Source organism: Streptomyces rugosispiralis (genome assembly GCF_024505145.1).
Taxonomy (GTDB): Bacteria; Actinomycetota; Actinomycetes; order Streptomycetales; family Streptomycetaceae; genus Streptomyces; species Streptomyces rugosispiralis.
In genome coordinates, this window is the sequence record NZ_JANIAA010000003.1 from 338,996 (window position 1) to 365,141 (window position 26,146).

The window sequence follows — 26,146 nt, forward strand, 5'->3', positions numbered from 1 at the left end:
TCAGGCGTGGCGTGTCCACGAACCCAGCACCATCAGCGTCTTGGTGCCGGTGACCAGGCCGACGCGGCGCAGCCCGTCGATGACCTGCTGCAGATGCTCGATGTCCCGCACCCGGACGTGCACGAGGGCATCGGGGTCACCGGCGATGGTGAAGACGGCCTGCACCTCGGGAACCGTGTAGCAGGTGCGGACGATCTCCCCGACCGGTGTCGTACCGGTGTAGGACAGCTCCACGAACGCCTCGATGCCCCAGCCCAGCTTGGTGTGGTCGATCTGCACCGTGAAGCCCTTGATCACCCCGGTGTCCTTGAGCCGGTCCACCCGGCGCTTGACCGCGGCCACCGACAATCCCACCTCGGGTGCCATCTCGGAGAAGGTGCGCCGCCCGTCGTCGCGCAGCATGCGCAGCAACTGCCGGTCCACATCGTCGAACTCGGGCATCGGCCCTCCACTCCGCGCCGCGCGCACCCGTGCGACCCGCACAGCGCACGCAAACTCTTTTAGTCGGCCCAGCGAATTTCCCCGGCAGTTTGCGTCTTGTTCCGGATCCGCCGCAAGTTACTTGTGCTCCTTCGGAGGGTGTTGCTGTCCTTGAGCCGGACCCCAGATATGTCGAGGAGGCTCACATGAGCACCGACCCCGCCGCGGTTTCGCCCGATGCCCCCTACACCGCCCGCAGCGGCCGCGTGCTGATCTCCGGCATCCAGGCCCTGGTCCGGCTCACCCTCGAACAGCGCCGGCTGGACGAGGCGCGCGGTCTGGACACCCGCGCGTTCGTCTCCGGCTATCCGGGCTCACCGCTGGGCGGGGTCGATCTGGAGCTGGACCGGGCACGCCGCTTCCTCGACCCCGCCGGTGTGGTGTTCCGGCCGGGCCTCAACGAGGAGCTGGCCGCCACCGCCGTGGCCGGGACCCAGCTGCTGGGGCAGGTGCCCGGACGCCGCCACGAGGCGGTGACCGGGTTCTGGTACGGCAAGAACCCCGGTCTCGACCGCGCGGCCGACGCGATGCGGCACGGGACGGTGGCCGGTACGGCGGCGCTGGGCGGCGCGGTGGCCTGGATCGGCGACGACCCGGGCAGCAAGTCCTCGACCGTGCCCAGCTCCTGCGAACCGATGTGCCAGAGCCTGGCCATGCCCCTGCTCGCACCCGGCTCCGTACCCGAGATCCTCGAATTCGGGCTGCACGCCGTGGCCCTGTCCCGGGCCACCGGCCTCTGGGCCGGGCTGAAGATCGTCGCGGATATCGCGGACGCCTCGGCGGTCGTGGACCTGGACGCGCTCCGGCCCGACATCCCCGCCCCGCCCGCCGCCCCGCGCGGCGCGCCGCCCACCCTCGTCGGCCCCGCGTCCCGGGACGCCGAACACGACATGCTCACCCGCCGGCTGGACCTGGCACGCGCCTACGCCCGTGCCGCCGGGCTGAACCGCATCACCTTCGGCGCCGCGCACGCCACCCTGGGCGTGGTCGCCTCCGGCACCTCGTACGCCGTGGTGCGGCGCGCCCTGGCCGACCTCGGCATCGGCGAGGCGGACATGGAGGCGCTCGGGGTGCGGCTGATCCGGCTGGCGATGCCGTTCCCCCTCTGCGACGAGGACCTGGTGGCCATGACCGGCGATCTGGAGCAGGTCCTGGTGGTCGAGGACAAGGTGCCCTTCCTCGAAGGGCACCTCAAGGCCGCCCTGTACGGCAGCGCCGACGCGCCCGTGGTGGTCGGCCGCCGCGGCGAGAACGGCCGGCCGCTGCTCACCGCCCGTGGCACCCTCGGGGCCGAGGACGTGGCCGAGGCCCTGGCCCGGCGCATCGGCCCGGACCGGCTGCCGCGGGCCGCGACCGCCCGGCTGGCCTCGCTGGCACCGCCGCCCGCGCCCCGGATCGCGCTGCCCACCGTATCGGCGCGCACCCCCTACTTCTGCTCCGGCTGCCCGCACAACACCTCCACCCGCACCGCCGACGACACCCTCGTCGGCGCGGGCATCGGCTGCCACGCCATGATCGCCCTCGATGGCGCGGGCCGCGGCCATCAGATCGGGCTGACCCAGATGGGCGGCGAGGGCGCCCAGTGGATCGGCCTGGCCCCGTTCACCGACGACCGGCACTTCGTGCAGAACCTCGGCGACGGCACCTTCCATCACTCCGGCTCCCTCGCCATCCGCGCGGCGGTGGCCGCGGGCGTGACCATGACGTACAAGCTCCTTTACAACGACGCCGTCGCGATGACGGGCGGTCAGCGGCCCGAGGGGCGGCTGGACGTCCCGGCGCTGACCCGCTGGCTCGCCCTGGAAGGCGTACGGAAGGTCGTGGTGACCACCGCGGCACCGGCCGACTACCGCGGCGTACGCCTCGACCCGATCGCCACGGTGCGCCACCGCGACGACCTGCCCGGGGCCGAGAAGGAGCTGGCCGCCACCGACGGCGTGACCGTGCTCATCCACGACGACCGCTGCGCCGCCGAGGAGCGGCGGCTGCGCAAGCGCGGTCAGCTGCCCACCCCCGCCGAGAAGGTGGTCATCAACGAGCGGGTCTGCGAGGGCTGCGGCGACTGCGGGGACGTGTCCACGTGTCTGTCGGTGCAGCCCGTGGACACCACCTTCGGCCGCAAGACCCGGATCCACCAGGCGTCCTGCAACTCCGACTTCAGCTGTCTGAAGGGCGACTGCCCCTCCTTCCTCCTCGTCGAGCCGAAGACGACGAAGACAAAGACGAAGAAGGCGAAGATGGCCAAGGAGGCGAAGGTGGCGAAGGAGGCGAAGGGCACGCGGCCCCGTGCCGTCCCCCAGCCGCCCGTGGCCCTGACCGCGCCCACCCCGGCGGTGGCCGGGAACAGCACACTGCTGCGGATGCCCGGCATCGGCGGCACCGGCGTCGTGACCGTCTCACAGATCCTGCAGCGGGCCGCCCATCTCGACGGCCGTTACGCGGCCGGACTGGAGCAGACGGGGCTGGCCCAGAAGGGCGGGCCCGTCGTCAGCGACGTACGGATCTCGGCCACCCCGGTCACCGGTGCCGTGCGGGCCTCCCGCGCGACCGCCGATGTGCTCATCGGCTTCGATCTGCTCGGGGCGGCCGCCGACACCAATCTGCGCATCGCCCGCCCCGGCCACACCATCGCCGTCGTCAACTCCGCCATCGTCCCCACCGCGGCCATGGTGACCAACCGGGTCGTGGTGCCCGGCTCCCCGGACGACGCCCTGGAGCGGATCGAGTCGGCCACCCGCCCCGGGGACAACCTCTACCTCGACGCGCAGAGCATGGCCGAGGCCCTGTTCGGCGATCATATGCCGACCAACATGCTGCTGGTCGGAGCCGCCTTCCAGCACGGCTGCGTCCCGCTGACGGAAGACGCCATCGAGGGCGCGATCCGTCTGGGCGCCGCCGTGGAGAAGAACCTCGCGGCCTTCCGCTGGGGACGCGCCGCCGCCCTCGACCCCGAGGCCGTACGGCGCGCCCTCGCCACACCGGAACGGCCGGTCCTGGAGGTCACCCCCGAGGCGCACACCATCGCGGCCGCGGCCGCCCGGCCGGGAGCGCTCCAGGACACCATCGCCCTGCGCGCCGCCGACCTGATCGGCTATCAGGACCGGGCCTACGCCGAGCGGTACGCCACCGAGGTGGAGGATGTCGCCGCGACGGCCCGGCGGCGGGCCGGTGACGAGGCGGGCGAGCGCATCGCCGTCGCCTACGCCGAGGGGCTGCACAGGCTCATGGCCTACAAGGACGAGTACGAGGTGGCCCGGCTCCATCTGGACACCGTGGAACGGGCCAGGGTCGCGGACGAGTTCGGTGCCGACGCCGACGTCTCCGTCCTGCTGCACCCTCCGGCGCTGCGTGCGCTGGGCATGAAGCGCAAGATCCGGCTCCGCCGCACGGCGCCCGCCCTCTTCTCGCTCCTGCGCGCCCTGCGGCGGCTGCGGGGCACCCGGCTCGACCTGTTCGGATACGCCGAGGTCCGCCGTCAGGAGCGGGCGCTGATCGAGGAGTACCCGCGCCTGGTCCGTGACGCCCTCGCCCGGCTGACGCCCGGTAACGCCACCGCCGTGGAGGATCTGGTGCGGCTCGTCGAGGCCGTCCGCGGCTACGAGGACATCAAGCTGGCCCGGGTCGAGGAGTTCCGCGCCACGGCCCGCGCGGCCCTGGACGATCTGACCGCCACCGCCGACGCCCCCGCGGCCGTCTCCGTCTGACCCCGGCCCGCAGCACCTCGCCTCGCCCGTCCGCACCACAGGAGCGCCCCTCATGCCCGTCGACCGCCTGCTGCCCACCCGTGAGGCCGAGGACCTGCTCGACCTCGTCCGCGAGATCGCCGACAAGGAGCTCGCCCTCCGTGTCGACGAGCACGAACGCACCGAGACCTATCCCGAGGGCCTGTTCCGCCTGCTGGGCGACGCCGGGCTGCTGGGCCTGCCCTACCCGGAGGAGTTCGGCGGGGGCGGCCAGCCCTACGAGGTCTACCTCCAGGTGCTGGAGGAGCTGGCCGCGCGCTGGGCCGCCGTCGCGATCGCCACCAGCGTCCACACCCTCGCCGCCTTCCCCCTGCTCACCTTCGGCACCACCGAGCAGCGCGAACGCTGGGCGGAGGACATCCTCGGCGGCCGGCTCATCGGCGGGTACAGCCTGTCCGAGCCCCAGGCCGGGTCCGACGCGGCGGCCCTGACCTGCCGCGCCGAGAAGACCCCCGACGGCTACCGGATCAACGGCGCCAAGGCGTGGATCACCCACGGCGGCAAGGCGGACTTCTACGCCCTGTTCGCCCGCACCGGCCCCGGCAGCGACGGCATCTCCTGCTTCTTCGCGCCCGGCCACACCGACGGCCTCACCTTCGGCCGGCCCGAGGAGAAGATGGGCCTGCACGCCATCCCCACCACCTCCGCCTTCTGGGACGACGCGCTGCTCGCCACCGACCGGCTCATCGGCGGCGAGGGCCAGGGGCTCCACATCGCCTTCAGCGCCCTGGACTCCGGCCGGCTGGGCGTCGCCGCCTGCGCCACCGGGCTCGCCCAGGCCGCCCTGGACGCCGCGGTCGGCTACGCCCACGAGCGCACCGCCTTCGGCCGCAGGATCATCGACCATCAGGGGCTCGGCTTCCTGCTGGCCGACATGGCCGCCGCGGTGGACTCCGCGCGTGCCACCTATCTGGACGCGGCCCGCCGCCGCGACCACGGGCGCCCGTACACCCGTCAGGCCAGCGTCGCCAAGCTGACGGCGACCGACGCCGCCATGAAGGTGACCACGGACGCCGTCCAGGTCTTCGGCGGCTACGGCTACACCCGCGACTTCCCCGTGGAGCGCTTTATGCGCGAAGCGAAGATCATGCAGATCTTCGAGGGCACCAACCAGATCCAGCGGCTCATCATCAGCCGCCAGCTCGCCCCCTGACCGGCCCCTGACCGGCCCCTGATCGGCCCCGTGACGGAATGTCGCACCCGGGCACGCCGGGACGCCGGTCATGATGACCACCATGACATCGGTACGTGGAACGCGCGGGGCGCGAGCGCAGCAGCCGGGATCAGGCCTTACGGCGGCGGTGACGGCGGTGCTGGCCGCTCTGACCGTGGCAGGTTGCGGCGGGTCGGACACGACCGACGGGGCTCCCTCGCACAGCGGGAACCCGTCGGAGTCCCGTTCCGCGCAGCCCTCGGGCAGCCCCTCCGGCAGCCCCTCGGGCGGTCTCGGCGCCTCGGCGAAACCGTCGGTGTCGGCGGCGGACGGGCGTGACGTCGGCGCCTGCGCGGACGGCAACTGCGAGATCGCGGTGTCCGAGCGGGTGACGGTCCGCTTCAAGGGCCCGGCCGGTCCGGCCACGCTGACCGTGGACGAGCTCGGCCCGAACAAGGTCACGTACACGGTGGAGTCGGGCAGCAACCACTCCCAGGGCGGGACGAGCGGCCCCGGCCAGGGGTGCCTCACCGTGCTGCGCGACCACGGCAGCAGCAACGTGTGCGGAAGGGTGAGCACCATGCGCCCGGCCGCCCAGCCCGGCGCCGTGGTGATCCTCATGGCCGCCGGGGAGAACGGCACGGCGACCCTGCGGATCGTGTCCAGGTGACCGGCCGCGGTGGTCAGCTCCCCACCGGCGGGCCTCCCGGGGAACGGGAGTGTCAGTTGAGGGTGTCGGGGTCCGGCCCGGTGCGCTGACCACGGTCGAGAGCGCCGATCGCCTCGATGTCCGCAGAGGTGAGGGTGAAGTCGAAGACGTCGATGTTCTCCCGGATGCGGGCCGGGGTCACGGACTTGGGGATCACGACGTTCCCCAACTGGAGGTGCCAGCGCAGGACCACCTGGGCGGGGGTCCTGCCGTGCCGCCGCGCGATCGCGGTGAGGGCGGGGTCCTCGAGAAGGGCGCCCTGGGCCAGCGGGCTCCACGCCTCGGTGGCGATGTCGTGCTGGGCGTGGAAGGCCCGCAGCTCCCCCTGCTGGAGGTAGGGGTGCAGCTCGACCTGGTTGAGGACCGGGACCACACCACTGTGGTCCAGCAGCCGCCGCAGATGGGCGGGCTGGAAGTTGGACACGCCGATGGCGCGGGTGCGGCCGTCGGCCAGCAGCTTCTCCAGGGCGCGCCAGGTGTCCAGGTAGAGGTCGCGGGCGGGGGCCGGCCAGTGGATCAGGTAGAGGTCCACATAGTCGGTGCCGAGCTTGGCCAGGCTGGTGTCGAAGGCCGTGAGGGTGGAGTCGTAACCCTGGTCGGCGTTCCACAGCTTGGTGGTGAGGAACAGCTCCTCGCGGGGGACGCCGGACTCGGCCAGGGCACGGCCGACGCCGCCCTCGTTGCCGTAGATGGCCGCGGTGTCGATGGAGCGGTAGCCGGCCTCGATGGCGGAGAGCACCGCGCCGGTGGTCCGCTCGTCCTCCACCTGGAAGACGCCGAAGCCGAGCTGCGGGATCTCGAGGCCGGTGTGGAGGGTGAGGTTGGGTACGGAGGTCATGGCGTCCTTCGTCGGGTCGTGGGTGTGCTGCGCTGTGCTGGTCGGTGGTTCTGGGGTCTCGGTGGTTCGGGGACTCGGTGGTTCGGGATCTCGGTGGTTCGGGATCTGCTGGTCTCCCCCGCGATCAGTACGGCCCGGTCGTCGCGCCGGAAGGCCGGCGGATGGCCACCGGCGTCGAGGACGCTGATCGCGGCCGCCACCCCGGCCGCCTCGGCGGCGGCACGGGCGGCCTGGACGAGGGCCTCGGCGTCCTTCGTGGTCAGCGGGGCGACGGCGGTCTCGGGGGTGCTCATGGCGGGCCGGTCTCCTTGATGGAGGTGGTGCGGTTCGGAGTGCGGTGTTCGGTGTTGGGTGTCCGGTACGGGGCGGCTCAGTGCCGGCCGGTGAACGCGTGGGCCGGTTCGGAGGTGGCACCCTCGTGGCCGCGGCGGGCGGTGCGGCGCTCCAGGGCGGCCGAGAGGACGGCGAGGACCAGGGCGGATCCGGCGAGGATGGCGCCGACCCAGTTGGGCGCGGTGTAGCCGAGTCCGGCCGAGATCACCAGGCCGCCGAGCCAGGCCGCGATCGCGTTGCCCAGGTTGAAGGCGCCGATGTTGACGGCGGAGGCGAGGGTGGGGGCGCCCGCCGCGTGGTCCAGCACCCGCTTCTGTAGCGGGGGCACGGTGGCGAAGCCCAGGGCGCCGACCAGGGCGATGGAGACGGCGGCCGCGATCTTGTCGTGGGCGGTGAAGGTGAACGCGGCCAGGACCAGCGCGAGGGCGCCCAGCGCCACGTACAGCATCGGCATCAGGGCCCGGTCGGCGAACCGGCCGCCGAGGAGGTTGCCGCCCACCATGCCGAGGCCGAAGAGGACCAGCAGCCAGGTGACGGAGGAGTCGGCGAAGCCCGCGACCTCGGTCATCATCGGCGCGATGTAGGTGATGGCGGCGAAGACACCGCCGAAGCCGAGCACGGTCATCGCCATGGCCAGCAGCACCTGTGCGTTGCGGAAGGCCGCCAGCTCATGGATCAGGTGCACACCCTCCGGCTTGGGGATGTCGGGAACGAGCTTGGCGATGCCCGCCAGGCCGATCACACCGAGCCCCGCGACGAGGAAGAAGGTGGTCCGCCACCCCAGCGACTGGCCGATCGAGGTGCCCAGCGGCACTCCGACGACGTTGGCGACGGTCAGGCCGGTGAACATCATCGAGATGGCTCCGGCCTTCTTCTCGGGCGCGACCAGGTCGGCCGCGACCACCGAACCGATGCCGAAGAACGCGCCGTGCGCGAAGGAGGCGACGATCCGCCCCACGGCCATCACGCCGAAGGCGGGGGCCAGCGCGGAGAGCAGATTGCCCACCACGAACAGCCCCATCAGCAGCATCAGCATGCGCTTGCGGGCGATCTTCGTACCGAGCGCGGTCATCAGCGGCGCGCCGACCATGACGCCGAGCGCGTAGCCGGTCACCAGGAATCCGGCGGTGGGGATGGACACATCGAAGTCCCGGGCGACCTCGGGCAACAGCCCCATGATCACGAACTCGGTGGTTCCGATCCCAAAGGCCCCGATGGCGAGGGCCAGCAGTGCGACGGGCATGAAAGTTCACTCCAAGTGATTGCTACCGCCCTTTACGAGCATCCACAATACTTGCAAGCACACTACTTGCAAACGCGCTATATTGCTCGTGCTGCGTATCAGGCCCGGCCGACCCGCGAAGGCGCCCTGCGCGAGGCGCCGGGCCTGGCGGCGCGGTACCCGCGGCTCATCCCCCTGATCGCGGCCGTGGGCTCCTGGAGGCGTCGCCCGTTGCCCCCTCGTCACTCCGAATTCCGGGGTGGTGCGAGCCCCCCGGCTGACCTCACACCCCGGGGGCGGGGGCCCACCCTCGACCTGGGCGAGCCGAAGCCGGACGCCTTCCTGCCCGCCGGGCGCCGCACACCGCTGGACCACGACCGCGCCCTGCAGCGCCTGCCCCCCCACGGCGGCCGACCAGGGCGTCGGCCTCGTCGGCGGCCCGTACAGCTCCGGCGCCGGGCGCGACCCGGCCCAGCCGCATCGCCGAGGATGTCGCGGCCCTCGACGAGGCCGTCGCGCTCTTCCACGGCAGCTACGCCGACGGGCTCGCCGCCCTGCGCGACACCCTGGCGGGTCCGCCCGCCCGACGGGCCGCCACGCCGGGCACACGACGCGGTGAGCCGGGAAGCGGTGACCGACTCCGCGCCGAGCCCGCACCGAGTCCGCATACGGCGGATGAGCGGGTTTCCGGCGCGCCGGAAACCCGCTCATCCCATTTCCCGTACGCCACGTCCTTGACGGCCTGAAACCAATTCGGATGGGCGGTCGGCCGGCCGGAATGAGTTTCTGAACGGCATCCGAGCGGCCACAGGTGTTGCTGCGGCGCCGCTTTCTTCATCATCGGGCAGGAGTTCGACATCCGCCCATATCGCGAATATGGCCGACCCGGCCCCGTTGCGCCCGTCGTCGCGATGACCACCGAGTTCACCGAGTCGGTGGCGCCGCCGCAGCTCCCCCCCTTCGGCCCCTGGTGAAGCACAGGCCTCAGCCGGATCTCGGGCTCCTTCCAGGGAAATTCCAGCAAGTCGAAATTCCGTCAGCCACAAGGTCCACCCTTTTAGGACTTTACCTACACATTACCTTGTGGAAGAAACGAGAAATCGTTTCTGCAAATCTACGATCGCAAGCTATGACCGACGCTCCACGCGATAACTCCGCCACCCGTGCGCGCTGGCAGACCTGTCTCAAGCTGGCCCGCGAACTCCTCCTCATCGGACCGGACGACACCGACCTCAAACTCGGCTATCTCCACACCCTCATCGACACGGGCAGCCTCGGCGTCACCCGCCACCCCCGCAAGAAGATCCTCATCATCGGCGCCGGTATCACCGGCCTGGTGGCCGGCCGTCTGCTGAAGGACGCGGGCCACGACGTCACCATCCTGGAGGCCAACACCGGCCGGGCCGGCGGGCGCATCAAGACCTTCCGCACCACCAAGCACCATCAGCCGTTCGACGACGCCGCCCAGTACGCCGAGGCCGGTGCCATGCGGCTGCCCGACTTCCACCCGCTCGTCCTCGCCCTCGTCGACAAACTCGGGCTCGGCCGCCGCCTGTTCTACAACGTGGACGTCGACCCCACCACCGGCAGCGGCCCCGATGTCCCCGTCCCCCCGGTGACGTACACCTCCTTCACCGGCCGCACCTGGACCTACGGCGACGACAGCCCCGACTTCCGCGCGCCCGACAAGCGCGGCAACACCTGGATCCGCACCAACCGCGTCCAGGTGCGGCGCGCCGACTACGGCGCCGTCCCGGAGAAGATCAACGAGGGTTTCCACCTCACCGACGACGAGGTCCGCGCCCCCGCCGTGCAGATGGTCGACGACGCGCTGGAGAGCGTGCGGGACTACTACTCCGACGTCGTGGACGGGAAGCGGGTCAACAAGCCGCTCGAGGAGTGGATCGAGGGCTGGGCCCGGGTGATCCATGACTTCGACGGCTATTCGATGGGCGGCTTCCTGCGCGACTACGCCGGGCTCAGCGACGAGGCCATCGAGGCGGTCGGAACGCTGGAGAACATGTCCTCGCGGCTCCATCTCTCCTTCTTCCACAGCTTCCTGAGCCACACCGACATCAGCCCCGGTGTGCGCTACTGGGAGATACCCGGTGGCAGCTGGCGCCTTCCGGACGCCCTCCACCGGGGCCTGCGCGACGAGGTGCGGTTCGGTCACCGCATGATCCGCCTGGAGTACTTCGACCCCAGCCACGACTCCGCGCCCGAGGGCACCGGCGCCGTCGGACCCGACGGATGGGGCGTGGCCGTGCGGACCGTGGCCGAGGACAACCCGGCGGGCCCCACCCGTCTGTGGACCGCCGACCTGGCGATCGTCACCATCCCGTTCTCCACCCTGCGCTTCGTGGAGATCGTCCCCTCGATGTCGTACAAGAAGCGCCGCGCCATCATCGAGACCCACTACGACTCGGCCACCAAGGTGCTGCTGGAGTTCAGCCACCGGTGGTGGGAGTTCACCGAGGACGACTGGCGCGAGGAGCTCGACAGCATCACACCCGGCCTCTACGAGTACTACCAGCGCGGCGGCGAGACCGGTGCCGATCCCGTGCCCGCGCTCGCCGAGGCGGGCCGCGACCTGCTCGGTGCCGCGGTCAAGGACAGCGGGGTCACCGAGGAGTTACGCCAGGTCAACAGCGTCATGCCGCTGCGCGGCCCGGCCGTGCGCCCCGCCACCCACTGCTTCGGGGGCGGCTCCGCCACCGACAACCCCAACCGGTTCATCTACTACCCCTCGCACCCGGTAGAGGGCAGCACCGGCGGTGTGGTGCTCGCCTCGTACTCCTGGTCCGACGACGCCGCGCGCTGGGACTCCATGCGCGAGGTGGAGCGCTATGTCTACGCCCTGCGCAACCTCCAGGCCCTGCACGGCCGCCGCATCGAGGTGTTCTTCACCGGCCTGGGCGCCACCAAGAGCTGGGCCCGCGACCCGTACGCCTTCGGCGAGGCCGCCACGTACACCCCGCACCAGATGACCAGCTTCCACCTGGACGCCTCCCGCCCCGAGGGCCCGGTGCACTTCGCCGGGGAGCACACCTCCCTCAAACACGCCTGGATCGAGGGCGCCCTGGAGAGCGCCATCCGCGCCGCCACCGCCGTCCACCAGGCACCGCCCCTCACCACCCCGGGCCCGGACCAGGGGGGCGGCTCATGACCGCGATCACCCCCGAGTGCACGGTCGCCCGCTATCTGGCCCGCCGCCTCGCCGAGCTGGGCATCACCCATCTGTTCGGGGTGCCCGGCAACCACCTCGGCCCGTTCCTCACCACCCTGCGGGCCGAGGGCGACGTCGAGTGGGTCGGCACCCCCACCGAGGGCGGCGCGGGCCAGGCCGCCGACTCCTACGCCCGTCTCCACGGCATCGGCGCGGCCGCGGTCACCTACAGCGTCGGCGCGTTCAACCTGCTCAACGCCTGCGGCGGGGCGTATGTGGAGCACGTCCCGCTCATCGCCATCAACGCCTGCCCGCCGTACGAGCAGTGGCAGAACTACCGCGCCCTCGGCCTGCTCACCTCCCATATGAGCCCGCGCCGGGAGAGCAACCTGGACGCCTACCGGCAGGTCACCGTGGAGGCTCAGGTCATCTCCAACCCGGGCCTGGCGCCCGGCCAGATCGACGCCGCGCTCACCGCCTGTCTGTCCGAGCGCAGACCCGTCTATCTGGAGGTGATGGAGGACCTGTGGGACGAGCCGTGTGCCGTCGCCGAGGATCCACTGCTGCGCCGCGAGCGGCCGTTCAGCGTCCGCAACCGGACCATGCTGGACCACGCCGTCGCCGCGATCCTCGCCCTGGTCGAGGAGCACCCGGGACCGGACGGCAGGCCCCGCCCGATCGTGTGGGCGGGCGAGGAGGTCGAGCGGTTCCGCCTCTCCGGACAGCTGTCCGATCTGACGCAGGCCACCGGGGTGCCGTTCTGCACCACCGTCGGCGCCAAGGCCGTCCTCGACGAGCGGCTGCCGCAGTTCCACGGCGTCTACAACGGCAAGGCCAGCCATCCGGATGTGCACTCGATCTTCAAGGACTGGGCCACCTGCCGGATCGGCCTCGGCACCTGGTCCACCTCGAAGAACCTCGGCGGTGAACTGTCCGTCGGCACGGACTGGGTGGTGGCGGCCCGGGGCGGTGTCGGCGTCGGCACCCAGTTCTTCCCCGACGTCCAGCTCGCCCGGCTGATACCCGCCCTCCAGGACGCGCTGGTGGCGCGCTTCGGCTCCGGTGGCCTGACCGCCGACTACTTCGCCGAGGCCCACGCCCACCACGGCGCGCCCGAGGGCCGTCCCGCCTCCCTCGAGGACCACCGCGCCACGACGCTCCGCGCCGGCGGTTCGTCGTCCGGGTCCGGCGAACGGCTCACATACGACGGGGTGTTCGACCGGATCAACCACTTCCTGGCCAAGGAGACCCGGGAGAGCTGGACGGTGGTCTCCGACGCCGCGTTCTCCCTGATCGGCTCGATGAACCTGACCCTGCCAGCGGGCGGGTTCCTGTCGCAGGTCAGCTGGCTGTCCATCGGCTGGTCCGTCGGCGCGGCCACCGGCGCGGCGCTCGCCCCCGAGCGCGGCCACGCCCGCCCGATGGTGTTCGTCGGCGACGGCGCCTTCCAGGAGACCTGCCAGGAGATCTCCACCCACACCAGGCTCGGGCTGCGGTCGGTGGTGTTCGTGATGGACAACGGGCACTTCTACGGCATCGAGCAGATGCTGGTGCACCCGGACTACTTCGCGGACCGGGACGCCCACGGCGCCGATGACACGGATGGCGCGGACTTCTACAACGTCCTCCACCCGTGGCACTACGAGCGGCTGGCGGATGTCTTCTCCGGCAAGAAGACCCCGGCGCACGGCGTCAGCGTGGCGCACACCTCCGAGCTGGACGAGTTGCTGGCCCGCCTCACCGACGCGACCGACCCGGTCAACTCCGGCCCACTGCTGGTCCGGGTCCGCCTGCACCGGCACGACTATCCGCGGGCGATGGCGTACAAAGTCAAAGGGGAGTAGGAACATGTCGGAAATCATCAACGTGCTGATCGCGTTCGATGCGTACTCAATCGCCAAGCGGTATCCCGACGCGTCAAAGGACTACGACTCGCCGACACAGATCGACCAGAGCCTGATCTACATGACGACGCGCCAGGACCGCGTCGTCGGCACCTCGGGGGCCGAGCTGAACTTCTCGGCCAACCCCCGGGACATCATCAGGTGGCGGGAGACGACGCTGTCGCTCAACAGCGAGTACTGCGCCCTGCTGTACCGGTACGTGAGCTACGACCCGCTCATCAGCACCCCGCGGATCGTGGTCGCCGACGGCACCTATCCGATGCCGAAGGAGGGGGCCACCGACCGGCCCGACTTCGAAACGCAGGACTACGAGGATCACTTCTGGGAAGCGGACGTCAACAAGGTCGGCCAGGTCACCTACCACTTCTACTTCCAGATCCTGGACAGCGACCAGCAGTTGGTCGGGTACTTCCAATGGGACCCGTTCATCACCATCGAGAAGCGCTCCTGAACCTAGCGGGCGTGGAAGACCCCCGCGGCGTGTGCCGCCGCGGGGGCACTCAGCAGGGTGTGGAGCCGGTCGAACAGCTCGCCCGCGGCCACGCCGTTCCACTCCGGGGGAAGCAGTTCCAGCGGGAGCCCCGGGTCGCGGTAGGGCATGCGCCGCCACTGGGTCAGCATCGGCACATAGGTCCGGAACGCCTCCAGCGGCTGTGGCCCGCGGTGCGTCACCGCCTCCAGCACGGGGCCGTACCGGTGCAGGAAGTCCGCGTACATGGCGGTGAGTTCGTCCAGATCCCACCAGGAGCGCACCTTCTCCCGCGGGTCCCCGAAGGCCACGTGGTCGCCGGTGAAGATGTCGACGTACGCGGACAGCTCCCGGCGTTCCAGGGTTCGCCGCGCCTCGTCCGCCAGATGTCCGGGGGCGATCCAGACGCCTGACGCGGCGGTGCCGAAGCCCAGCCGGGTCAGGGCCGTCCGCAGGGCGTGCCGCCTCTCGCGCTCGGACTCGGGCACGGAGAACACCACGAGCACCCAGCCGTCCTCGCGGGACGCCCTGGCCTGCCGGAAGATGCGTACGTCGCCCTCGGCGAGCGTCTGCAGGGTCGAGTCGGCGAGCGAGTACCCGGCGACGCCGTCGCGGCGCTCGCCGCGCAGCACCTCGCGGCGTTTCATCCGGGAGACCGAGGACCGCACGGCCCGGCTCTCCACACCGAGGTCCGCCATGAGGCCGATCAGCGAGGCGACCGAGAGCCAGTTGTGCTCGCCCCGGGCGTAGAGGCCGTAGAGCGTGAGGATGAGCGGGGCGTGGCGGGACTCCCGCTCGCCCGCCACGGTGGTGGCCGGTGTCGTCTGCGCGGTCATTCCCGGCACCCTAACGTCTGGCGCGGCGATGGTGATCACACGGGCGCGGTCCCAACCCCAGACAGGCCCTAGTACTGCAACGGTGCCGCCGGCCGTTCCTCCGGTATCACGGCCACGCCCAGGATCTCGATCATGGCTTCGGGCTGCCACAACGCCGTACAGCCGATGCCGGCCATGGCCGGGTAGACCGGTCCGGCGAGCTCGCGCCAGACCTTGCCGATCTCCTTGCCATGCGCCTGGTAGTCGGGGATGTCGGTGAGGTAGATGGTCACGCTCACCAGGTCCTCGGGCCGTCCGCCGGCCGCGCGCAGCGTGGTGAGCAGATTGCCGAACGCCTGCCGGAACTGCTCGACGATGCCCCCCGGAACGATCTTCATATCGGCATCGAGGGCGGTCTGCCCTCCCAGGTGGAGGGTGTTTCCGGCGAGTGTTCCGTGTGAGTAGCCGCTGGGCTTCGGCAGATCGGGCGGGTTCACGGGGACGGGGGTCATGGGGCCTCCGGCTCGGTTGTGTTCCGTCCTGTCCCACGGCCGGACAGGTGTATTGACTTTAGATGACGACCGTGAGAAACACGAGACATCGGATCCTGGTCCCCGACTGAACGGAGCCGACCCCATGGAGCCCGATCTGAGCAAGTACCGCCTCGAGGGCGACAATTCGATGTACCGGCTGCCCAGTGGCATCGTCGCCCCCGTGGTGACGCGCGGCGGCCTCGAGAGCGCGAACACCGCCGACTCGGGCGGTGCCGTCCGGGTCTCGGGAGTGAGCATCCAGCACACCCCCGCCACCCGTCTGTGGTTCGGCAAGGTCAGCAACGAACCCGGCTATCGCTCGGTGACCCATCACCACGGCGAGGCCGAGACCGGTGGCTATGTCCTGTCCGGCCGGGCCCGTATCTACTTCGGCGAGCAACTCCGGGACTACGTCGACATGGAGGAGGGCGACTGGGTCTTCGTGCCGCCGTATCTGCCGCACGTGGAGTGCAACCTCTCCCGCTCCAAGCCGCTGACCTGGATGACCACCCGGACGCCGGAGAACATCGTGGTCAACCTGCCCGATATCGCCGACACCGAGCTGCGCGACTGGCTGGACCGCCGATGACCCGGACGCCCCCCACCTCCGCCGTCTTCACCGCCGCCGTCACCCTGAAGCCCACCGAGCCCGAACACTTCGACCTCGCCTTCACCGCCACCACCCAGCCCTGCCCCTGGCCCAAGGCGTACGGCGGCGATCTGGTGGCGCAGGCCGCGGCGGCGGCCATGCGGTCGGTGACCGACGGCAAGTCACCGCACTCGATGCACAGCTACTTCCTGCGCCCCGCCGACATCGGCGCCGAGGTCCGCTACGAGGTGGAGGTGGTGCGCGACGGCCGCGGCTACAGCACCCGGCAGGTGCGCGGCTACCAGAACGGCAAGCCGCTGTACGTCTGCCTGGCCGGATTCGCCGCGGGCGAGGCCGGTGCGGCCTTCCACACCGGCCTCGGCGCGGACGTGCCCGACCCGGAGGACCTGCCCAGTTCGGCGGAGTACCTCGCCGAGCGCGACGGCGGCTCCATGACCGGGGAGTCCAAGGCGTACTGGTCCGGCGGCCGCGGCTTCGACATGCGGCACGTCCCCGGACCGGTCTATCTCACCGTCGAGGGAGAGCGCCTTCCGCACCAGGCGGTCTGGCTCAGGCCCTTCGACCCGCTGCGCCCGGTCGACGGGCTGACCGACGCCCAGCGGGACCTGGCCGCCCTGGCGTATGTGTGCGACTACACGATCCTCGAACCTGTACTGCGGGTGCTCGGCCTGCCCTGGGCCAGACCCGGGCTGGTCACCGCGAGCCTCGACCACGCGATGTGGTTCCACCGCCCGGGGCCGGTGGACGGCTGGCTGCTCTACGTCCAGGAAGCCGTCGCGGCCGACGCGGGCCGGGGCCTGGGCACGGGGCGCTTCTTCACGCGCGATCACCGTCACCTGGCCACCGTGGTCCAGGAGGGCCTGATCCGCCCCACCTGACCCGCTGCCCCTCCCAGCGGGCTCCCGGAAGGACACTTCCGTGACGCTTCCCCTCTCCCCCTCCGCGCACCTCGACACCTTCACCCGCGACCGGCTGCCCCCCGCACATCTGTGGCCAACCCTCGAGTTCACCACGCCGGAACTGCGCTACCCGGACCGGCTCAACGCGGCCGCCGAACTCATCGACACCCCCACCGCGCTGTTCGGCCCCGGCCGCCCCGCCCTGCGCACCCCGTCCGGCGAGGTGTGGACCTACGGCGAACTGCGCATCCGCGCCCATCAGGTGGCCCAGGTGCTCACCGAGGACCTGGGGCTGGTGCCGGGGCAGCGGGTCCTGCTGCGCTCGCCGAACACCCCCTGGACCGTGGCGGCCTGGCTCGGCGTCCTCAAGGCGGGTGGCGTGGTGGTGACCACGATGGCCGCCCTGCGCACCCGGGAGCTCGTCCCCGTGGCCGAGCGCACCCTGCCGTCGATCGCCCTGGTGGACCACCGGTTCGCCGATGACGTCCGTACGGTCCGGGACACCGTGCTGTCCGGGCTGACGGTGGTGGAGTACGGCGGTGGCGGCCCGGACGATCTGGTGGCCAGGGCGGCGGGCAAGTCCGGTGAGTTCACCACCGTGGACACCGCCGCCGACGATGTGGCGCTGCTCGGCCCCACCTCCGGATCCACCGGCGCGCCCAAGATCACCATGCACTTCCACCGGGACATCCTGTCCATCGACAACACCTTCGGCCGCCACACCCTGGGCCTGCTCCCCGACGACCTGGTGGCCTGCACCGCGCCCCTGGCCTTCACCTTCGGCCTCGGCATGCTGGTCGTCTTCCCGCTGCGGGCCGGAGCCTGCGCCCTGCTCACGGAGTCCGCCACTCCGCCGCGGCTCGCGGAGCTGGTGGAGCGGCACGGTGTCACCGCCCTGGCCACCGCGCCCACCGCCTACCGGGCGATCCTGCGCGAGGGCGCCGAGCGGCGGCTGGCCGGGCTGCGCACCGGGGTGTCCGCGGGCGAGCACATACCCCGCGCCACCTGGCAGGAGCTGCGGACACGCATCGGTCTCGGGATCGTCGACGGCATCGGCGCCACCGAACTGCTGCACATCTTCATCTCCGCGGCCGGAGACGACATCCGGCCCGGTGCCACGGGCAAGGCGGTCCCCGGCTACCGCGCCACCATACTCGGCCCCGACGGCACGGAACTCGGCCCCGGGGAGCCGGGCAGACTCGGGGTCATCGGCCCGGTCGGCTGCCGCTATCTGGGCGGCGAACGCCAGCGGGACTACGTCCTGGAGGGCTGGAACGTCACCGGTGACATCTTCCACCGGGACGAGGACGGCTACTTCCACTACCACGCCCGCAGCGACAGCATGATCGTCTCCTCCGGGTACAACATCGGCGGCCCCGAGGTGGAGGCCGCCATCGACACCCACCCGGACGTCGTGGAATCCGCCGTCGTGGCCCGCCCCGACACCGAGCGCGGCGCGATCGTGTGCGCCTTCGTGGTGCTGCGGGACGGGGTGCCCGGCGACGCCGCCAAGGCGAAGGAGATCCAGGACCACGTCAAGCGGGTCCTGGCGCCCTACAAATACCCGCGCGAGGTGCGGTTCCGACACGCCCTGCCGCGCAACACCAGCGGCAAACTGCAGCGCTTCAAGCTGCTGCGCACGGTCACCGAGGACGAGCCGGCCGCCGAGGCCGTCGCCGAGAGTTGAGAGGAACCCCCTTGAAGATCGCGATCATCGGCGGCGGTCCCGGCGGGCTGTACTTCGCGGCCCTGATGAAACAGCTCGACCCCGCCCACGAGATCACCGTCTGGGAGCGCAACGCCCCCGACGACACCTTCGGCTTCGGCGTCGTCTTCTCCGACGAGACGCTCGGCGGCATCGAGAACGCCGACACCACCATCGCCCAGGGCATGGCCCGGCGCTTCGCCCGCTGGACCGACATCGACATCCACTACCGGGGCGAGAGCCACACCGTCGGCGGCCAGGGCTTCGCCGCCATGAGCCGCAAGGAACTGCTCCGGCTGCTCCAGGAGCGCTGCCGCGACCTCGGCGTGGCCCTGCGCTTCTCCACCCTCGCCCCGGACACCGAGCGGCTGCGCGCCTCGTACGACCTGGTGGTGGGGGCCGATGGCGTCAGCTCCCTCGTGCGGGCCGCCCACGCGGAGGTCTTCCGCCCCTCCCTGGACCGTCGGCACAGCAAATACATGTGGCTCGGCACGGACCGGGTCTTCGAGGCGTTCCAGTTCTTCGTCAAACGGACGGAATGGGGGGTCGTGCAGGTGCACGGCTACCCCTACTCCGCCACCGGCTCCACCTTCATCGTCGAGATGCACGAGGACGTCTGGCGGCGGGCGGGCTTCGACGCCACCGAGGGGGCCGACTTCGCACCGGGCGACTCGGACGAGCACGCCGTGGCGCGCGTCCGCGAGCTCTTCGCCGAGGAACTCGACGGCCACCAGGTGTTCGCCAACAACTCCAAGTGGCTCAACTTCACGACCGTACGGAACGAGCGCTGGCACCACGGCAACCTCGTGCTCATCGGAGACGCCGCCCACACCGCGCACTTCTCCATCGGCTCGGGCACCAAGCTGGCGATGGAGGACGCGCTCGCCCTCGCCGCCTGTCTGCATGAACACCCGGACGCCGAGGGGGCGTTGACCGCGTACGAGGCCGAGCGGCGCCCGGTCGTGGAGTCCACCCAGCGGGCGGCGCAGGGCTCGCTGGAGTGGTTCGAGAACATCGGGATGTATGTCCACCAGGAGCCGACCCAGTTCTGCTTCAACCTGCTGACCCGTTCCCGCCGCATCACCTATGACAACCTGCGCACCCGCGACCCGGAGTTCGCCGACCGGGTCGACGTGGCCTTCGCCGCCGCGCAGGGCCTCGACGGTGTGGCACCGGCGATGTTCCAGCCGTACCGGCTGGGCGGGCTGGAGCTGAGGAACCGGGTGATCGTGTCCCCGATGGACATGTACTCCGCGGTCGAGGGCGTGCCCGGCGACTTCCACCTCGTCCACCTCGGCACCAAGGCCATGGGCGGCGCCGGACTGGTGATGACCGAGATGGTGTGCGTCTCGCCCGACGGCCGCATCACCCCCGGCTGCACCGGCCTGTGGAACGACGAGCAGGGCGACTCCTGGCGGCGGATCGTCTCCTTCGTCCATGAGCGGAGCACCGCCCGGATCGGCCTCCAGCTCGGCCACTCGGGCCGCAAGGGATCCACCCGGCTGATGTGGGAGGGCATGGACGACCCGCTGCCGGAGGGCAACTGGGAGGTCGTCGGCCCGTCCCCGCTGCCGTACGGACCCGGCTCGGCCGTGCCGCGCGAGCTGACCCGCGCCGATATGGACCGGATCGCCGCGGACTTCGTGGCCGCCGCCCGCCGGGGCGCCGCGGCCGGGTTCGATCTGCTCGAACTGCACTGTGCGCACGGCTACTTGCTGTCCTCGTTCCTCTCCCCGATCGCCAACCACCGCACCGACGCGTACGGCGGCCCGCTGGAGAACCGGCTGCGTTTCCCACTGGAGGTCTTCGACGCCGTACGGGAGGTGTGGCCCGCGGAACGGCCGGTGATCGTGCGCATCTCCGCCACCGACTGGGTGCCGGACGGCAACACCGAGCATGACGCCGTGGAGATCGCCCGTGCGTTCATCGCCCATGGCGCGGACGCCATCGACGTCTCCTCCGGCCAGGTCACCAAGGACGAGCAACCCGCCTTCGGCCGCTCCTACCAGACCCCGTTCGCGGACCGCATCCGCCACGAGGTGGCCGCCGCCACCGGGGCCGCGGTCATCGCGGTGGGCGCGATCGCCTCGTACGACGACGTCAACTCGCTGCTGCTGGCGGGCCGCGCCGATCTGTGCGCCGTGGGCCGCGCCCATCTGTACGACCCGCACTGGACCCTGCACGCGGCGGCCGAGCAGGAGTACCGGGGCCCGGGCGCCACCTGGCCGGTGCAGTTCGGCGCGGGCGGCCGCAAGCCCCCGGCCGCGCGCACCGACGCCGTACGGCCGCGGCTGTCACTGCTCCGGCCCGGCCCCACCGACCGGGCCGTTCATCTGCGCTGGACGCCGACGCGTGCTCCGGCCCCCGTGCCCTGATGAGGGGGTGGCAGCGGGGCCGGAAGCGGGTGTCAGCGCGTCGCCGCCGCCCGGTAGGGGCGGAAGAAGGCGCGCAGCTCCTCCGCGTAGAGCTCGGGCTCCTCGAACGGTGCGAAGTGTCCGCCGCGCTCGGGCTCGGTCACCCGCACGAGGTTCGTGGTGCGCTCCAGCCACGCCCGCGGCGGGCGGACGATATCGCCGCGGAAGAGCGAGAAGCCGGACGGCACCTCGACCCGGCGGGCGTGCTGCGCGGGCGGGATGGCGGCGTTGGCGTGGTACATGCGCATCGCGGAGCCGATGGTGCCCGTGAGCCAGTAGAGGGTGACGTTGGTGAGGATCTCGTCCTTGGTGAAGCTCCGCTCGATGTCACCGTCGCAGTCGCTCCACGCCCGCAGCTTCTCGACGATCCACGCGGCGAGCCCGGCCGGTGAGTCGGTGAGCCCGAAGGCGGCGGTCTGCGGCTTGGTGCGGTGCATGGCGGCGTACGCACCCTCGGCCTGGCCCCAGCCGGTGACGCTGTCGAACCAGGCGCGCTCCTCGGGCGCGAGGTCGGCCGGGTCGCCGGTGAAGACGGGCAGGCCGCCGTCCATGCGGTGCACGGCCACCACCCGGTCGGGGTGGTCGAGCGCGAGGTAGCGGCTCACATGGCTGCCGATGTCCCCGCCCGCCGCGCCGAACCGCTCATGGCCGAGGACGTCCATCAGCTCGGCCCACAGCCCGGCGACGGCGATGGAGTCGAGTGGCGGGCCGGTGGGCCGGTCGGAGTACCCGTAGCCCGGGATGTCGGGCACGACCACGTCGAAGGCGTCGGCGGGGTCGGCGCCGTGCGCACCGGGGTCGGTCAGGTGCGGGATGACCTTCGTATAGCGCCAGAACGAGTCCGGCCAGCCGTGGCTGAGCACCAGCGGGAGCACGGGCCCGGCCGGGGCGGCGGCCTTGACGTGTGCGAAGTGGATCCCGAGGCCGCCGAGCCGGACCCGGAACCGGGGCAGCCGGGCGAGCGCCGCCTCCCGCGCCGCCCAGTCGAACCCGTCCGCCCAGTAGGCGACCAGCTCACGGAGGTAGTCGAGGTCGGTCCCGAGCGCCCACCCGGCGTCCTCGGGAGCGTCCGGCCAGCGCGTCGCGCGCAGCCGCGCGCGGAGGTCCTCGATCGCGGCCGGGTCGGTCCGCGGGGTGAACGGCTCGGGTCGGGGCGAGGCATCCGGCATGCCACGTACCCTACAAGCCGCCCGTGTCAGTCGTCGGGAATGCCGGGGCGCTCAGGGCGGGCACGGTGGTCCCGGGCCGGGCCGGGCCGGGGAGCGGGCGCCGAGGCGGAACTGTCCGAGCCGGTCGAGGATGGTCCGGCCGACCGGGAGGTGTCCCCAGTCGCTGATGCGGCGCCGTGGTCTTCGTCCACCCCGCCGAACTGCCCGCTCCAGTTCCCGGCCGGTCAGGGGTTCGCCCGGGTGGCGCGGCGGGGGCGGCTCGCCCATTGCCGGAGGAGCCGCACGGTGACCGCCGGGGACACCATCGCGCCACCGCGCACGGCCGACCGCACCGCCTCCACCAGGAGTTCGGGCCCGGCGTCCATGAGCAGGAAGCCACCGGCCCCACTGCGGATCGCGGTGTCCACGTAGTCGTCCTGGTCGAACGTGGTGACCACGACGACCCGCAGCGGATCCACCACTCCGGGCCCGGCGAGCAGCCGGGTCACCTCCAGGCCGTCCAGGGTCGGCATCCGGATGTCGACCAGGCACACCTCGGGACGGAGCCGCCGCGCCAACTCCACGCACTCGGAGCCATCGGCGGCCTCGCCCGCCACCTCGATGCCGGGCTGGGAGTCGAGGATCAGCCGGAACCCGGTGCGCACCATCGCCTGGTCATCCGCGATCAGCACACGGATGGAGGCGTCCGCGGGAGGCCGGGGTCCGCCGCATCGCTCACGTGGTGGTTCCTCAGCTCGTGCGACCGGTTGGCAGAGTACCGCCCACCATCTCACGGCCTCGGTGACCGGCGCAGGAAGCGGATGACCGGGTGGCCCGGATCGTGGGTGACCACGGCCTCGACGTCGTAGACCCGCTTGATCAGGGACGGGGTCAGCACATCGCCGGGCGCGCCTTCGGCCACGACGTGTCCCTCGTGGAGGACGAGCAGGCGGTCGCAGTACATCGCGGCGAGGTTGAGGTCGTGGAGGGCGATCACGGTGGCGATCGGCAGGCTGACGACGAGGTCGAGCAGGTCGAGCTGGTGCTGGATGTCGAGGTGGTTGGTCGGCTCGTCGAGCAGCAGCTCGCGCGGTTCCTGGGCGAGGGCTCGGGCGATCTGGGTGCGCTGGCGCTCGCCACCGGAGAGGGTGTGCCACGACTGACCGGCCCGGTCGGTCAGTCCGCCGCGCTCCAGGGCCGCGTCGACGGCCCGGGTGTCCGCGGCGGAGGCCGACGCCCAGGCGCGCCGGTGCGGGACCCGGCCGAGGGCCACCACCTCGCGGACGGTCAGCTCGGTCTGGGTGTGGGCGTGCTGTTCGACGGTGGCGATACGGCGGGCGGTGGCGCGGCGGCCGACCTGTGGCAGAGCGCGGCCGTCCAGGGTGACCACTCCGGCGGAGGGGGTGAGGATCCCGGCGAGCAGCCGCAACAGGGTTGATTTCCCCGAGCCGTTGGGGCCGAGCAGGCCGACCGTCTCGCCGGGGCGCAGGGTGAGGCTGATGCCGTCGACGATCAGCCGGCCGTCGGTGCGGCGGCTGACGCGGTCGGCGCGGAGCCCGGACCCCGCTTCCGGGGTGGCGGCGGGCTCCACGTCGGGGGTTTCCGTGGTGGAGTCGGTCATGCCTTCCTCCGGCCGCGGTAGAGCACGGCGACGAAGGCCGGTACGCCGATGAGGGACGTCACCACGCCCACCGGGACCTCCTGGGGGTCGATGACGGTACGGGCGGCGGTGTCCACCCACACCAGGAAGACGGCCCCGGCCAGTGCGGTGACCGGCAGCAGACGGGCGTGGCCGGGACCGGTGAGGGCGCGGGTGGCATGCGGGAGGACCAGGCCGACGAAGCCGATGGCCCCGGCGGAGCTGACCAGGGTCGCGGTGAGCAGCGCGGTCGCGCACAGCAGGACGAGACGGGTGCGGGCCACCCGGACGCCGAGCGCCGCCGCGGCCTCCTCCCCGAAGGCGAACGCGTCCAGGGTGCGGGCGTAGCCGAGACAGACCACGAGGACGGCGGCCAGCACGGCGGTACCCAGCAGCACATCGCCCCACCCGGCGCCGGTGAGCGAGCCGAGGAGCCAGAACAGCACGGCCCGGGTGGTGTCGGCGTCCGCGGAGGTGAGGACGATGAACGAGGTCAGCGCGGAGAACATCTGCATGACGGCCACCCCGGACAGCACCACCCGGTCGGTGCTGCCGCCGAGGCTGTGGCTGAGCACCAGGACCAGGCCGAACGACAGCAACGCACCGGTGAAGGCGCCCGCCGACAGGGACACGGCCCCGCCGCCCACGCCGAGCACGACCACGGTGACGGCGCCCGTGGAGGCGCCCGACGACACCCCGAGGACGAACGGGTCGGCCAGCGGATTGCGCAGCAGGGACTGCATCACGGCCCCGCAGAGGGCCAGTCCCGCCCCGCACACGGCGGCGAGCAGCGTGCGCGGCATGCGCAAGTTCCACACGATGCCGTCCCGAAGCGGCGGCAAGGTGCTCTCCCCCAGGCCGAGATGGGCGGTGACCGCCGCCCATACGTCGGCCGTGGAGATGTCGGCCGGACCGATGGTCACGGCGAAGGCGACCGACGCGAGCAGCGCGGCCAGCCCTCCCCCGATCAGCAGCAGGAGGCGGGTACTGACACGCCGGGTACTCACTTGGCGGGTACTCACTTGGCGGGTGCTCACTTGGCGAGCCCGAAGTCGCGCAGCCCGGCGGCGACCTGTTCCACCCCTTCGACGGTGCGGATGGTCGGGTTCATGGCCTGCCCGCTCAGCAGGATGTACCGCTTCTTCCGCACCGCGGTGAGATTGCGGGTGGCGGCGTTTGTCTCCAGGAACCGCATCTTGGCCTTGGCGGTCTCCGCGGTCTGCTGCTTGCGGGTGAGATCGCCGAGGACGATGACGTCCGGGTCGCGGTCGGCCACGGTCTCCCAGTTGATCTGCGGCCACTCGTCATGGGTGTCGGAGAAGGCGTTCTCCGCCCCGACCGCCCGGGTGATGGCGCCCGGCGCGCCACAGCAGCCGGCGAGGTAGGGCGACTGGGAGTTGGCGAACCAGTACATGAGGGAGACACCGGAGGCGTCCAGTCCCTCCGTGGCTCTGTGAACGCGGCCCTTCAGCCGTGCGACCAGCCTCTCACCGCGCTCGTCGACCCCGAACGCGTGGGCCAGATCGCGTATCTCGCCGTAGACGACATCAAGGGTGAGGGGCTTGTCGCGGGAGCCGTCGCCACCGCTGTCGGTGTCCCTGCCCGCCGCGCAGTCGGAGGGCGAGACATACGTGGGCACGCCCAGCTTCTCGAACTGCTCGCGGGTGGCCACGCCGCCCCTGCCGAGCGTGGAGACGAACGACGCGGTGACGAAGTCGGGTTCGAGGTCCAGGGACTTCTCGAAGGACGGCGCGTTGTCCGCCAGCCGCTCCACCGTGGCGTTGGCCTTCTCCAGGCCCTTCATCACCGGATCGGTCCAGGTGGCGGTGGCGGCCATGCGGTCGGCGAGGCCGAGGGAGAGCAGGATCTCCGTGGTGCCCTGGTTGAGCGAGAGGGCCCGCTTCGGGGCGGACGTCAACGTGACCTTGTGACCACAGTTGTCGATCGTGCGCGGAAAGCCCGAACCGGCGGGCTTTCCGGCGCCCGCGCCGTCATGGCCGGAGCCACCGCACGCGGTGAGCAGCAGGGCGGGGGCGAGCAGGAACGCCGCGGTACGGCGGAAGGAGCGGAGCACGGGCAGCCTCGGTGGTCGGGGCTCGTACGCGGAGCCTGGCCTACGGACGTCCTCCGCGCACCGGGCGCGGAGGTGCCAGCAGGTCTTCGGACTCGGGTTCGTCCGGACGGGGCCCCTTCCCGGTGCTCGTTCGCGACGGCCCCGCGGCCGTCACGGACTCCTCCCAGTGGTGTCGTCTTGCCCCGCCCGTCCCCCTCACCGCTGCGCGTCAGCTCCGGATTCACACCGGATTCCCTGGCCTCGGATGTGGCACGACTGGCACCCCGAGACTACCAAGAGCGCCGAACGGCCC

General features: G+C 71.7%; 20 protein-coding genes, 1 pseudogene and 1 riboswitch. Of the genes and pseudogenes, 10 read left to right on the forward strand and 11 right to left on the reverse strand.

All coding sequences use genetic code 11. The features are described 5' to 3' along the window. Positions 1 to 441 carry an Lrp/AsnC family transcriptional regulator gene (locus NP777_RS07960; protein WP_256649347.1) on the reverse strand — a complete coding sequence of 147 codons (441 nt, stop codon included), beginning with the start codon at positions 439 to 441 and terminating at the stop codon, positions 1 to 3. A gap of 185 nt (positions 442 to 626) precedes the next feature. Here NP777_RS07960 and NP777_RS07965 point away from each other — a divergent pair, with 185 nt between their 5' ends. The 3 genes from NP777_RS07965 to NP777_RS07975 all read left to right on the forward strand — a co-directional run bounded on the left by NP777_RS07965 (position 627) and on the right by NP777_RS07975 (position 6,046). After that, a complete protein-coding gene (locus tag NP777_RS07965; RefSeq protein ID WP_256649348.1) occupies positions 627 to 4,184 on the forward strand; it encodes an indolepyruvate ferredoxin oxidoreductase family protein in 3,558 nt (1,185 codons plus the stop codon). Positions 4,185 to 4,236: 52 nt separating this feature from the next. Further along, positions 4,237 to 5,376, forward strand: coding sequence for an acyl-CoA dehydrogenase family protein (locus NP777_RS07970; protein ID WP_256649349.1), 1,140 nt, complete (start codon positions 4,237 to 4,239; stop codon positions 5,374 to 5,376). A gap of 82 nt (positions 5,377 to 5,458) precedes the next feature. After that, positions 5,459 to 6,046, forward strand: coding sequence for a hypothetical protein (locus tag NP777_RS07975; protein ID WP_256649350.1), 588 nt, complete (start codon positions 5,459 to 5,461; stop codon positions 6,044 to 6,046). A gap of 52 nt (positions 6,047 to 6,098) precedes the next feature. Here the strand turns inward: NP777_RS07975 and NP777_RS07980 are convergent, their stop codons facing one another. The 3 genes and pseudogenes from NP777_RS07980 to NP777_RS07990 form a co-directional block, all read right to left on the reverse strand. Continuing rightward, positions 6,099 to 6,923 carry an aldo/keto reductase gene (locus tag NP777_RS07980; RefSeq protein WP_256649351.1) on the reverse strand — a complete coding sequence of 275 codons (825 nt, stop codon included), beginning with the start codon at positions 6,921 to 6,923 and terminating at the stop codon, positions 6,099 to 6,101. 107 nt (positions 6,924 to 7,030) lie between these two features. Next, positions 7,031 to 7,216, reverse strand: a pseudogene (locus NP777_RS07985) (heme-binding protein); the annotation flags it as partial. Between the two features lie 77 nt (positions 7,217 to 7,293). Then, positions 7,294 to 8,499: an MFS transporter gene (locus NP777_RS07990; protein ID WP_256649352.1), complete on the reverse strand. Its 1,206-nt coding sequence runs from the start codon at positions 8,497 to 8,499 to the stop codon at positions 7,294 to 7,296. A 1,108-nt stretch (positions 8,500 to 9,607) separates the two neighbouring features. Between NP777_RS07990 and NP777_RS07995 the strand changes: the two genes are divergently transcribed. The 3 genes from NP777_RS07995 to NP777_RS08005 are packed head-to-tail and all read left to right on the forward strand — an operon-like array spanning position 9,608 to position 13,999. Further along, entirely contained in the window at positions 9,608 to 11,644 is a 2,037-nt protein-coding gene (locus NP777_RS07995) for a flavin monoamine oxidase family protein (RefSeq protein WP_256649353.1), read from the forward strand. Next, positions 11,641 to 13,488 carry a thiamine pyrophosphate-binding protein gene (locus NP777_RS08000; protein ID WP_256649354.1) on the forward strand — a complete coding sequence of 616 codons (1,848 nt, stop codon included), beginning with the start codon at positions 11,641 to 11,643 and terminating at the stop codon, positions 13,486 to 13,488. Before NP777_RS07995 ends, NP777_RS08000 begins: the two co-directional genes overlap by 4 nt. A gap of 4 nt (positions 13,489 to 13,492) precedes the next feature. Next, positions 13,493 to 13,999 (forward strand): inclusion body family protein, encoded by a 507-nt coding sequence (locus NP777_RS08005; RefSeq protein ID WP_256649355.1) that lies wholly within the window; start codon positions 13,493 to 13,495, stop codon positions 13,997 to 13,999. 2 nt (positions 14,000 to 14,001) lie between these two features. Here NP777_RS08005 and NP777_RS08010 read toward each other — a convergent pair whose 3' ends face one another. Next, positions 14,002 to 14,853 (reverse strand): PaaX family transcriptional regulator, encoded by an 852-nt coding sequence (locus tag NP777_RS08010; RefSeq protein WP_256649356.1) that lies wholly within the window; start codon positions 14,851 to 14,853, stop codon positions 14,002 to 14,004. 68 nt (positions 14,854 to 14,921) lie between these two features. Beyond that, a complete protein-coding gene (locus NP777_RS08015; protein WP_256649357.1) occupies positions 14,922 to 15,344 on the reverse strand; it encodes a RidA family protein in 423 nt (140 codons plus the stop codon). 124 nt (positions 15,345 to 15,468) lie between these two features. On the opposite strand from NP777_RS08015, the gene NP777_RS08020 reads away from it, so the two are divergent. From NP777_RS08020 to NP777_RS08035, 4 genes are read left to right on the forward strand one after another with little or no spacing between them, the layout of a single operon-like run. After that, complete coding sequence (locus NP777_RS08020; RefSeq protein WP_256649358.1) at positions 15,469 to 15,954, forward strand: cupin domain-containing protein; 486 nt, start codon at positions 15,469 to 15,471, stop codon at positions 15,952 to 15,954. After that, the gene (locus NP777_RS08025; protein WP_256649359.1) at positions 15,951 to 16,853 is read left to right on the forward strand and encodes an acyl-CoA thioesterase; all 903 of its coding nucleotides are present in this window, start codon (positions 15,951 to 15,953) and stop codon (positions 16,851 to 16,853) included. The genes NP777_RS08020 and NP777_RS08025 overlap by 4 nt, the downstream gene beginning before the upstream one ends. 40 nt (positions 16,854 to 16,893) lie before the next feature. Then, a complete protein-coding gene (locus NP777_RS08030) occupies positions 16,894 to 18,561 on the forward strand; it encodes an AMP-binding protein (RefSeq protein WP_256649360.1) in 1,668 nt (555 codons plus the stop codon). Positions 18,562 to 18,572: 11 nt separating this feature from the next. Beyond that, entirely contained in the window at positions 18,573 to 20,954 is a 2,382-nt protein-coding gene (locus NP777_RS08035) for a bifunctional salicylyl-CoA 5-hydroxylase/oxidoreductase (protein WP_256649361.1), read from the forward strand. A 32-nt stretch (positions 20,955 to 20,986) separates the two neighbouring features. On the opposite strand, the gene NP777_RS08040 is transcribed toward NP777_RS08035, so the two are convergent. The 5 genes from NP777_RS08040 to NP777_RS08060 all read right to left on the reverse strand — a co-directional run bounded on the left by NP777_RS08040 (position 20,987) and on the right by NP777_RS08060 (position 25,854). Next, entirely contained in the window at positions 20,987 to 22,162 is a 1,176-nt protein-coding gene (locus NP777_RS08040) for an epoxide hydrolase family protein (RefSeq protein ID WP_256649362.1), read from the reverse strand. A 224-nt stretch (positions 22,163 to 22,386) separates the two neighbouring features. Then, on the reverse strand, positions 22,387 to 22,833 hold the full coding sequence (locus NP777_RS08045) for a response regulator (protein WP_391858469.1): 447 nt from the start codon (positions 22,831 to 22,833) through the stop codon (positions 22,387 to 22,389). A 98-nt stretch (positions 22,834 to 22,931) separates the two neighbouring features. Further along, on the reverse strand, positions 22,932 to 23,762 hold the full coding sequence (locus tag NP777_RS08050; RefSeq protein ID WP_256649363.1) for an ABC transporter ATP-binding protein: 831 nt from the start codon (positions 23,760 to 23,762) through the stop codon (positions 22,932 to 22,934). Further along, the gene (locus tag NP777_RS08055) at positions 23,759 to 24,787 is read right to left on the reverse strand and encodes a FecCD family ABC transporter permease (protein WP_256649364.1); all 1,029 of its coding nucleotides are present in this window, start codon (positions 24,785 to 24,787) and stop codon (positions 23,759 to 23,761) included. Before NP777_RS08055 ends, NP777_RS08050 begins: the two co-directional genes overlap by 4 nt. Positions 24,788 to 24,813: 26 nt before the next feature. Further along, the gene (locus NP777_RS08060; protein WP_391858470.1) at positions 24,814 to 25,854 is read right to left on the reverse strand and encodes an ABC transporter substrate-binding protein; all 1,041 of its coding nucleotides are present in this window, start codon (positions 25,852 to 25,854) and stop codon (positions 24,814 to 24,816) included. 60 nt (positions 25,855 to 25,914) lie between these two features. Further along, positions 25,915 to 26,129: riboswitch (cobalamin riboswitch) on the reverse strand. Positions 26,130 to 26,146: the final 17 nt, after the last annotated feature.